Here is a 9,911-nt window from a genome sequence, read left to right as displayed (position 1 = left end):
AAATCGACCACCACCCAAGGTTCGCCCGGCTCGGCGGTGGGGTCGGGATAGGCCTCGCGGATCACTTCCACGATGCCGACGATCTCCAGCCCCTCGTTGGAATGGTAGAAGAAGACCTGCTCGCCCTTTTTCATGGCCATCAGGTTCTTCTTGGCGAGGTGGTTCCGCACGCCATCCCAGAAGGTGCCCTTCGCGCCGGCTTTCACCTGCTGGTCCCAGGACCATTTGAAGGGTTCGGATTTCACGAGCCAGTGGGGCATGATCACTCCTCCCGGAAAGGCCGCGCCATCAGTGCAGCAACCGCATCCTTCACGTCGAGCTTTCCGTCAAGGATCGCGCGCACGCCAGAGGCGATCGGCATGTCGATGCCCCGCGCACGCGCCATGTCGTCGAGTGCCGCGGCGGTGAAGGCGCCCTCCGCGAGCTTGCCGCCCGAAGCCTCCTGAAGCGCCTTCCCCTGCGCCAAGGCGAGGCCAAGGGTGAAGTTCCGGCTCTGGGCGGAAGAAGCGGTCAACAATAGGTCGCCAAGGCCGGAAAGGCCCATCAATGTCTCGGCGCGCGCCCCAAGCGCAAGCGCGAAACGCCGCAATTCAGCGAAGCCGCGCGTCACGATCGCGGCGCGCGCGCTCTCGCCCAGGCCAAGCCCCACGACGATCCCGGCCGCGATGGCCAGCACGTTCTTCGCCGCCCCCCCGATCTCCACGCCACGGACATCGGTGGAATGATAGATGCGGAAACCGGTCGAGCCGAGATGAGCCGCAAGTGCCTGCGCATCGATTCCCTCAACCATCGCGAGACTCACGGCCGTGGGCAGTCCGCGCGCGATATCCTCGGCGAAGGAGGGGCCCGAGAGCACGCCGAAGCGCTGGGCCCCGAGTTCATCCGCCATCACCTCCGTCACGAACTGGCCGGTGCCCTGCTCCATGCCCTTCGCGGCGGCAATCACGGCATGGCCGGGCGAGAGCACCAGCGCCAAGGCCTCGCAGACCGCGCGAAGGGCCTGCGCAGGCATGGCGAGCACGATCACGGGCACATCCGCCACGGCGCCGAGATCCGCCACGGGGGTAATGCGCGGATCGAGCAGGAAACCCGGAAGAGCAACTTCGCACAGCCGGCTCCGCGCCATGCGCTCCATGCGCACGGCATCGCGCCCCCAGAGCGTGACATCGCGACCCGCGCGTGCGAAAGCCAGCGCCAGCGCGGTGCCAAAAGCGCCGGCACCCAGAACCGCGACCCGATTGGTGCTGCTCATGCGCATGGTTCCTCCCCTTGCGCGCATTCACGGACGCAAAACCGGTTCCCACTTTTGCTGCTCATGCGCGGGCCCCAGGCTTCGCCGCAGCCTCATCCAGCGGCCAGCGCGGCCGCGCGGCGAAATCGAGTGGATCGGTCATGCCGCGCCGCAGGCGTTCGATGCCCGCCCAGGCGATCATCGCGCCATTATCCGTGCAGAGCGCGGGCGGCGGCACGAGGCATTTGAGGCCAGCTTCCATCGCCACGCGCTGGAGCGCGAGCCGGATCGGCCGGTTCGCGCCCACGCCGCCCGCCACGACGAGTGCGGTGGGGCTGCCCATCTGCTGGCGGAAGGCGCGGATGCCCATCCGCGTGCGATCCACCACGCAATCGACAATCGCCGCCTGGAAGCTCGCGCAGAGATCCGCGCAATCCTGCTCCGTGAGGGGCTGCACGGCCTCCGCCGCGAGGCGCAGTGCCGTCTTCAGGCCGGAAAGCGAGAAATTCGGCTCGGGCTTGCCGAGAAGCGGGCGCGGCAGGGCGAAACGGCTGGCATCGCCTTTCTCGGCCGCGCGCTCCACGGCCGGGCCGCCGGGAAAGCCGAGCGAGAGCATCTTCGCGACCTTGTCGAAGGCCTCGCCGATCGCATCGTCGATGGTCGTGCCGAGGCGGCGGTATTTCCCCACATCCTCCACGGCCACCAGCTGCGTGTGCCCGCCCGAAACCAGCAGCAGCAGGTAGGGAAAACCGATATCCTCAATGAGGCGCGGGGTGAGCGCATGCGCCTCCAGATGGTTCACCGCCATGAGCGGCTTGCCGAGCGCCAGCGCCAGCGCCTTGCCCGTGGTGAGGCCCACCAGCACGCCACCGATCAGGCCCGGGCCCGCCGCCGCAGCGATGCCGTCGAGATTGGTCATGGTGATGCCAGCTTCCTTCAGGGCATCGTCGATCATGCGGTCGAGGATCTCGACATGGGCGCGCGCCGCGATCTCCGGCACCACGCCGCCGAAACGTGCATGCTCGGCGATCTGCGAACGGATGCGGTTGGAAAGAATCCGCCGCGAGCCATCCGGGGAGAGCTCGACGATGGCCGCAGAGGTCTCGTCGCAAGTCGTCTCCAGGCCAAGCACGCGCATCGACACCATGACTTCCCGTGACTTCCCGTCTCATTCCCGGAGCTTGCCCGGAGCTTGCCCGGGCTCTGGCGAAATTGATCAGGCTTCTTGCCGAAGCCCGCCCGGCCGTTCTAGACGAAGAGTGGCCTTCGGGGGAAGGCTCGAACCTTCAGGATCCGTCGCGTGACCGCTTCTGCGCCTCTTCTCACCCTGGGCACGCGCGGTTCACCGCTCGCGCTGGCCCAGGCCCGCATGACGGCATCCGCCCTGCGCGAGGCCCATGGCCTTTCCGAGGATGCGGTCGCGACCGAAATCATCCGCACCACCGGGGATGCAACGCAGGATCGGCCGCTCTCGGAAATCGGCGGCAAGGGCCTCTTCACGAAGGAAATCGACGCGGCTCAGCTCGAGGGGCGCGTCGATCTCGCCGTGCATTCCGCGAAGGATCTGCCCACAATCCTGCCCGATGGCCTCGTGATCGCGGGCTACCTGCCCCGCAACGATATGCGTGACGCGCTGATCGCGCCGCGCTGGAAGACGCTCGCCAACCTGCCGCAAGGTGCGAAGGTCGGCACAGTCTCGCTGCGCCGGCAAGCCCTGCTGAAGCGGCTGAGGCCCGATCTCGTGATCGAAATGCTGCGCGGGAACGTGCAGACACGACTCGACAAGGCCGCCAACGGCACTTTCGATGCCGTGGTGCTCGCCATGGCCGGCCTCAATCGCCTGGGGCTCGCAGAACATGCGACGGAAGCGCTCGATCCCGAGAGCTTCACACCGGCTGTCGGCCAGGGCGCGATCGCGCTCGTGGCGCGTGACGGTGACGCGCGCATCCTGAGCCTCACCAGTGCCATCGCCCATCGCGAGACAGGACTCGCGCTCGCGGCCGAGCGCGCCTTCCTCGGCGTGCTCGATGGCTCCTGCCGCACGCCCATCGGCGGCTCGGCGCGGCTGGTGGATGGCGGCCTGCTTTTCGCCGGCATCGTGCTGGCGCCCGACGGCACCCGCGCCTGGACGCGCGCAGCAAGGCTCCCGGCCCCCACCGAGGCGAAAGCCGCCGAACTCGGCACATCCCTTGGCCGGGAGTTGCGCGCGGAAATCCCGGCCGGGCTGGTCGGCTGAGATGAAGCGCCCGCGCCTGCTGGTGACGCGCGCGGAGCCGGATGCCAGCGACACCGCGCGGCTCATTGCGGATCTTGGCGGCGAGGCAGTTCTCCTCACCACGCGGCGCGAGGCAGCAATTGTCGAGGCGGCACCCGCGCGGCCCGATCTCCTCATCGCAACCTCGCCGCGCGCCTTCCGGCTCGGCGAAGCGATCCCACCGGACTGGCGCACGCTACCCTGCCTTGCAGTAGGTGCCGTCACCGGAGAGGCCGCGCGCCAGGCGGGCTTCACGGATATCCGCATCGCGGGCGGCGAGGCCGCAAGCCTGAAGCCACTGCTTGCGCCCTTCGCGGGAAAACGCGCGATCTATCTCGCGGGTGAGCCGCGCCGCCCGGAACTGGAGGCGGATGCGGCAGCCGCGGGCCTGATGCTTGATCTCTGGCGGCGCTATCGCATGGAGGAAGGCGCGGCAACGGACGAGGTCGAGGCAAAACTCGCGGCCCATATCGATGCCGTGCTGCATTTCAGCCGCGAGAGCGCCGCGAGCCTCGCGCGGAGCATCGCGCACTCACCTCGTCGCGAAAACCTGTGGCGAGCCGGGCAGGCCTGCCTCTCGCCCGCCGTCGCCGCCACCTTGCGGGAGGCGATCGGGCCTCTGCCCTTCGTGCCCCGCATCGCGCTGGCACCCGAGCGAAACGCGACGAGCCTCGTGAGAACCGCCCTCGCCCTTGCGCGGGAACAAACCGATACGCAATTCGATTGACGCCCCGCCGCGTTTTCGTTTGATGGGTGGCGGACAAGCGAAGCATCGCAGTGCAGGACGGGGAGGTTCAGCCCATGCAAACCACGCCCAGGAACGGCGATGAGAGCGAATCCGCCTCAACCAAGCCGGCTGAGAATACCCTTCCGAAGAAAACGCGCCCGCCGGTCGAGATCGACCTTCCGGCCGAATCGGCCCGCGAAACAAAGGCCGAGCCGGATGTCGCGCTTGCGGGAGAGCCGCGCCTGCCCGAGCAGCCCGCCATCGAAACCCAGCCCCCGCCTGCGGCCGCCAAATCCTCCATGGCCGTGCCGCTGCTGCTCGCTCTTGTGGCAGGCATCGCCGGTAGTCTCGGCGTAGAGGCTTTGCTGGGCGGCCCCGATTCGAGCCTGACCAGCGCCCTCGATCAGCGCCTCGCACGGCTGGAACAGGGGAAGCCGCCTTCCGCGCCGGCAATTCCCGCCGAACTCGCCGATCGCCTCGCGAAGGTCGAGAAGGCCCTCTCGGAGGTGGTGCCGCGCGAACAGGCCTTGCAGGCGGAAATCACGCGCCTCGCATCTCAGCTGAAAACCCTCGCGGAACGCCCTGTGGCGACAGGTTCGCCCGTTGCCGGCCCCGCTCCGGAGACAACCGCCGAGTTCGAGCGCCTGCGCGCGGCGATCGAAGCCGCGAGGAGGCATGCGGAGGAGCAGATTGCGCGTTTCACCGGGCTCAACGACCAGATCGCGACGCTCACGAAAGCGGTCGCCTCGGCCAATGGCGAACTGGCCCGCGCCTCCGCCGCAGCCGTGGTGAGCCAGAACCTCGCCGAGAGCTTCCAGCGCCATGAGGCTTTGGGCGGCGCAATCGAGGCCCTGAAGGCTTTGGGCGTTGCCGCCGATCGGCTCGCGCCCCTCACGGCCTATGCGCAGAACCCGCCGCCCTCGCTGGCGAGCCTCGGCACCGAATTGCGCGAGCTCGCGAGGGCCGGAACCGAAGCTGGCAAGGGCACTGAAGCCGATTTCCTCACCCGCCTGCGTCAAGGCGCGGCCTCGCTTGTCGAGGTGCGACGCACGGGCGAAATCACCGGCACGGATGACGCCGCCCACCTCGCCCGCGCCGAGCAGGCCGTGGTCCGTGGCGATCTTGCGACCGCGATCACCCTTGTCGGCCGGCTCTCCGCGCCGCGTGCCGAGCGTTTCGCGGGCTGGAAGGCGAAGGCCGAGGCCCGCGCCAAGGCCGACGACGCCATTCGCCAGATTCGGCAGGAGAGCCTCGCCGGGCTTGCCCGCGCCGCCGCTCCGGCGAAGCCGTGAGGACGCCCGCATGCTGAAACTGCTTGCCTTCTTCCTTCTGCTCCTGGCGCTTGCCTTCGGTTTTGCGCAGGTCGCGGATACGCCGGGCCATGTGCTGCTGCAATGGGGCGAAACCGAATATCGCGTCAGTCTGCTCGTCGGCCTTGGGGGGTTTCTCGCGGGGTTTGTCGCGCTGATGATCCTCTGGTCGCTTTTGCGGCTGATCTTCCGCCTGCCGAGCCTCATCGGCCTCGCCAACCGCATGCGCAAACGCGAAAAGGGTCAGCTCGCCGTGGCGCGCGGCCTCGTGGCCGTGGGCGTGGGCGACCGGCGGCAGGCCGAGCGCCATGCGCGCGATTCCGAACGCCTGCTCGGCAACGAGCCACTTGCCCTTCTCCTGAAGGCACAGACCGCGCAGCTCGCGGGCAACGAGAAGGGCGCGGAACTCGCCTTCAAGGCGATGCTGGAAAGCCCGGATACCCACGGCCTTGGCCTGCGCGGCCTCTTCGTGGAAGCCACCCGCCGCGGGGATGGCGAGGCAAGCCGCATGCTGGCCGAAGAGGCCTGGCGCAGCAGCCCTGACGCGGGCTGGGCCAATGATGCGATGCTGCGCATGACGGCGCAGGAGGGCGATTGGCGCGAGGCCATCGGCGTGGTGGAGCAGGGCGTCTCCCGCCGCCTCATCGACAAGGCGGAGGGCCGTCGCCTGCGCTCCGTGCTGCTCACGGCCGCCGCCCTGGAAAGCCAGGAGCGCAATCCGGAAGAGGCGCTCGCCCTCGCGCAGGACGCCTTGCGTCTTGCGCCAGCCCTCGTTCCTGCGGCCGTGATCGTCGCCCGTCGACTCTCCGCGCAGGGCGATACCGGAAAGGCCGCGCGCGTGCTTGAAACCGCCTGGAAGGCCGGACCGCACCCGGATCTTGCCGAGGCGCATCTCGCGGCGCGGCCCGGGGATTCCGCGCTGGATCGGCTGAAGCGCGCCCGCACGCTGGAAAAACTCGCGCCGAATGCGCGCGAATCCCGCTTCATCCTGGCCCGCGCCGCGATCGACGCGCGCGAATTCGCCGTGGCGCGCGAGGCGATCGAGGCCCTCGTGCTGCAAAAGGCGACCGCGCGCGCATGCCTTCTCATGGCCGAACTCGAAGATGCCGAGAGCGGAAACGAGGGCCTTGTCCGCTCCTGGCTCGCTCGCGCCTCCCGGGCGCCGCGCGATCCGGCCTGGGTCGCGGAAGATTCCGTCTCCGACCACTGGAAGCCGGTTTCGCCTTCCGGCGTCATTGGTGCCTATCGCTGGCAGGAACCGCCGCAAGCGCAGGATGCCGCCATTCGCGCGCGGATTGATGCCGATCGGTTCGAAGTGCCCGCTCCGCTGGAAATCGCATCGGCCGAGCCGATGGCACCCTCCACGGCTCTCCCGCCTCCTGTCATGGAGCTTCCGACCGTCGCACCCTTGGCTGAACCGTCTCCCGCGGTCGCGACAACCCCGGCGCCCGAAGCGCCGCGCCCCATCGAGGAGGTGGTGCAGCCATTCATTCCGGATGATCCAGGACCGGACCCGGATGCGCCCAAACCGGCAAAACGCTTCCGCCTGTTCGGCTGAGGAGCCGCCTTCCCTTGACTGTCAGCTTGCTCGCAAGCGGTGAGCCACGGGCTACGATGGACGGTGGTTCGGACAAGGGAGCAGGCGTCCCGCCCGCGAATGGACCCTTGCCTGTTGGTCCGCTTGCCGCTAAAGCAACGCCCGATCGCCGCAATAGCTCAGCTGGTAGAGCACGTCATTCGTAATGATGGGGTCGGGGGTTCGATTCCCTCTTGCGGCACCACTTTCCCCTCCACAGACGTTCGTGATTGTCCGTAAACGTCTGAAAAACCGAGATAAATCTAGCTCTATACGTCCAAAGACGTTCGCAAGCGTCCGCTTTTGTGCGCTTGCAACCGGCCCAAATGTTGGGTTTCATGTTGGGTAACTGAAAAAGCCCAACACGAAAAACCCAACAGGTGCGCCCGTGGCTCTTACCGATTTCGCGATTCGAGCAATCAAGATAACTGGCGAAAAGCAGAAATTCTCGGACAGTGGCGGGCTTCAGCTCTGGGTATCCCCCCAAGGCACAAAGACGTGGCGCTTCGCTTATCGCTATCTGGGCAAGCAGAAGGATATGGTTCTGGGCCAGTATCCTGCTGTTGGGCTTTCCGATGCTAGGAAGCGGCGCGACGAGGCGAAAGCCCAACTCGCCAACGGCATCGATCCTGCCCAACAGAAGAAACTGGACAAGCTCACGAAGGCAGTCAGCGCCGCAACCACGTTTCGCGCCGTCGCCGAGGAATATCTCGACAAGCAGAGGCGCGAGGGCCGTTCCGGAACCACCATCATCAAGAACCGCTACCTTCTGGAGCAAGCCTTCTCGGCCATCGGCGAAAGGCCGATCGCTGAAATCAAGGCGGCGGAGGTGCTGGCCATCCTGAAGCACCTCGAAAAGCGAGGAACGCTGGAAACAGCCAAGCGCGTCCGTGCAACCATCGGAGCCGTGATCCGCTACGCCATCGCCACCGCCCGCGCGGAAAGCGACCCGACAACGGCGCTCTCTGGAGCCATCATCGCCCCGAAGGTGAAGCACCGCGCGGCCATCCTTGATCCTGCCGAGCTAGGAGCCCTCCTCCGGGCCGTTGATCGATTCGATGGGCAGCCGACAACCGTTGCTGCGCTTCGCCTCCTGCCCATGGTTTTCACGCGCCCCGGTGAATTGCGCATGGCGGAGTGGCGGGAATTCGATCTTGCCAACGCACGATGGGCTATCCCTGCCAAGCGCACCAAGATGCGACGCGAGCACGAAGTGCCGTTGGCCACGCAAGCCGTGGCCATTCTGAAGGAGCTTCACGCGCTCACGGGCAAGGGCAGGCTCGTGTTTCCCGGTCTTCGCACGGTGGAGCGCCCAATCTCGGAAAACACGCTCAATGCTTCCCTGAGGCGGATGGGCTATTCGAACGGCACCGTGACAGCCCATGGGTTCCGCGCAACCGCCTCAACCCTTCTCAACCAGTCCGGCAAATTCTCGCCCGATGCTATCGAACGTGCGCTTGCGCACCAAGACCCTGACGCCGTTCGCCGCGCATACAATCGCGGAGGCTATTGGACGGAACGCGTGGAAATGGCGCAATGGTGGGCGGATTACCTCGATAGACTGCGGATAGGCGGCGACGTGCTGGAGTTCCGCAAGCCTGCCGTGACAGAGGGATGAAAACAGCTGGCGAAACCGGATGGCCGGGCTTGCTCACGGGCGCTCGATCCAACTTTTCACTCGTCACGCTGGCAGGTTCCGTGACAAATTGGAGCCGTCATCATTGGCTTTTCGAGCGACAGTCTTATCCCCAAGAACATTGTTGAATGCCGGCGAACTTGCACTTTCCGCACTTGCGGTTGCCCCGAAGATAGCCCTTCATGTCAGGGAGTCATGTTGCACGATTCGTGTTTGAAGATCGTTGTGCAGCCCGTTTAGTCCAACATCCTCAGACAGCCTGATTTCTCTTCTGCCTCGGAACGCCAGAGGCCGGCGAGGAAACTCGCAAGTTTCCGCCTAACCAATGAGTGAGTAGCGCAGCGGCCTTTGCAAGATGGCCGCTTTCCGTCGTTTCGAAAGCCACGCCTGCGATTCAAGCAGGTTTCAGCCCGCCCGGCAAAAAGCCCGGCGGGCTTTTTTTTTGCCCGCGCGGCAGGAAGGACCCGACTATGAAAGAACTCCCGATCACTCTTTCGATTGCGGATGCTTGCAGGGAAACCGGCATCGGGCGAACATCGCTTTATGCCGCGATCAAGACCGGGGATTTGCGAGCCGTAAAGTTTGCCGGCCGGACGTTAATCCGGGCGGAAGACTTGAAGGCCTTTGTTGATGCGCTTCCGGCGCTCAACACCGGGAGGAAGCGCGATGCCTAAGCGCCCCGGTTGGCGCGGCATCAAAATTCATCGGAGCTACACCATCGAAGAAGTCGCACGCCAATTGAGCGTCGCGAAGGGCACGGTCCAACGATGGCTCAAGACCGACGGATTGCCCGCGATGAAGGATCAGCGCCCCTTCCTGATCCATGGGCAAGACCTGATTGATTTCCTGAAGCGCGACAAGCGATCAGGAAAGAAATGCAAGCTCCACGAAGCCTATTGTTTCTCATGCCGCGAGCCTCGCGAACCGGCCGAGCGGATGGCTGATCTTGTGGCGATTTCCGACAAGATCGGAGACCTCCAAGCCCTTTGCAGCCATTGCGGCGGCCTGATTCACAAGCGTGTATCGATGCGCATGCTGGAGTTGACCCGCTTTTGTGGACACCTTTGAAGTCATTTTCGGGAGTGTCCCATGCCTCGTTTCCGAAGTGCTTATCCGCCGGAGTTCCGGCGACAGATGGTGGAGTTGGTCCGGTCCGGCCGCACGCCCGAAGAGCTGG

The 9,911-nt window shown here is 66.0% G+C and carries 10 protein-coding genes and 1 tRNA gene; 8 read left to right on the top strand and 3 right to left on the bottom strand.

The window, feature by feature from the left end; translation table 11 throughout:
- The 3 genes from ACKODO_RS03670 to tsaD all read right to left on the bottom strand — a co-directional run.
- On the bottom strand, window positions 1–260 hold a 260-nt coding region (locus tag ACKODO_RS03670; RefSeq protein ID WP_408982095.1), incomplete at its 3' end, for an EVE domain-containing protein.
- Window positions 261–262: 2 nt separating this feature from the next.
- A complete protein-coding gene (locus tag ACKODO_RS03665; protein ID WP_408982094.1) occupies window positions 263–1,252 on the bottom strand; it encodes an NAD(P)H-dependent glycerol-3-phosphate dehydrogenase in 990 nt (329 codons plus the stop codon).
- Between the two features lie 61 nt (window positions 1,253–1,313).
- On the bottom strand, window positions 1,314–2,369 hold the full coding sequence (tsaD, locus tag ACKODO_RS03660) for a tRNA (adenosine(37)-N6)-threonylcarbamoyltransferase complex transferase subunit TsaD (RefSeq protein WP_408982096.1): 1,056 nt from the start codon (window positions 2,367–2,369) through the stop codon (window positions 1,314–1,316).
- Between the two features lie 162 nt (window positions 2,370–2,531).
- Between tsaD and hemC the strand changes: the two genes are divergently transcribed.
- The 8 genes from hemC (at window position 2,532) to ACKODO_RS03620 (ending at window position 9,802) form a co-directional block, all read left to right on the top strand.
- Window positions 2,532–3,467 (top strand): hydroxymethylbilane synthase, encoded by a 936-nt coding sequence (gene hemC / locus ACKODO_RS03655; protein ID WP_408982093.1) that lies wholly within the window; start codon window positions 2,532–2,534, stop codon window positions 3,465–3,467.
- Window position 3,468: 1 nt separating this feature from the next.
- On the top strand, window positions 3,469–4,212 hold the full coding sequence (locus ACKODO_RS03650; protein WP_408982092.1) for a uroporphyrinogen-III synthase: 744 nt from the start codon (window positions 3,469–3,471) through the stop codon (window positions 4,210–4,212).
- A 74-nt stretch (window positions 4,213–4,286) separates the two neighbouring features.
- Entirely contained in the window at window positions 4,287–5,504 is a 1,218-nt protein-coding gene (locus ACKODO_RS03645; protein WP_408982091.1) for a COG4223 family protein, read from the top strand.
- Window positions 5,505–5,514: 10 nt separating this feature from the next.
- Complete coding sequence (locus tag ACKODO_RS03640) at window positions 5,515–7,080, top strand: heme biosynthesis protein HemY (RefSeq protein ID WP_408982090.1); 1,566 nt, start codon at window positions 5,515–5,517, stop codon at window positions 7,078–7,080.
- 147 nt (window positions 7,081–7,227) lie between these two features.
- Window positions 7,228–7,303, top strand: a tRNA-Thr gene (locus ACKODO_RS03635).
- Window positions 7,304–7,486: 183 nt separating this feature from the next.
- Window positions 7,487–8,716, top strand: a complete 1,230-nt coding sequence (locus tag ACKODO_RS03630) for a tyrosine-type recombinase/integrase (RefSeq protein WP_408982089.1) — start codon at window positions 7,487–7,489, stop codon at window positions 8,714–8,716.
- A 347-nt stretch (window positions 8,717–9,063) separates the two neighbouring features.
- A complete protein-coding gene (locus tag ACKODO_RS03625; protein ID WP_408982088.1) occupies window positions 9,064–9,408 on the top strand; it encodes a helix-turn-helix domain-containing protein in 345 nt (114 codons plus the stop codon).
- A complete protein-coding gene (locus tag ACKODO_RS03620; protein ID WP_408982087.1) occupies window positions 9,401–9,802 on the top strand; it encodes a helix-turn-helix domain-containing protein in 402 nt (133 codons plus the stop codon). The genes ACKODO_RS03625 and ACKODO_RS03620 overlap by 8 nt, the downstream gene beginning before the upstream one ends.
- Window positions 9,803–9,911 lie beyond the last annotated feature (109 nt).

Origin of the sequence: Rhabdaerophilum sp., assembly GCF_046092605.1 — a bacterium.
Classification (GTDB): domain Bacteria; phylum Pseudomonadota; class Alphaproteobacteria; order Rhizobiales; family Beijerinckiaceae; genus Rhabdaerophilum.
Note: the sequence above shows the minus strand (reverse complement) of the source record. Positions and strands in the feature narration are given on the sequence as shown.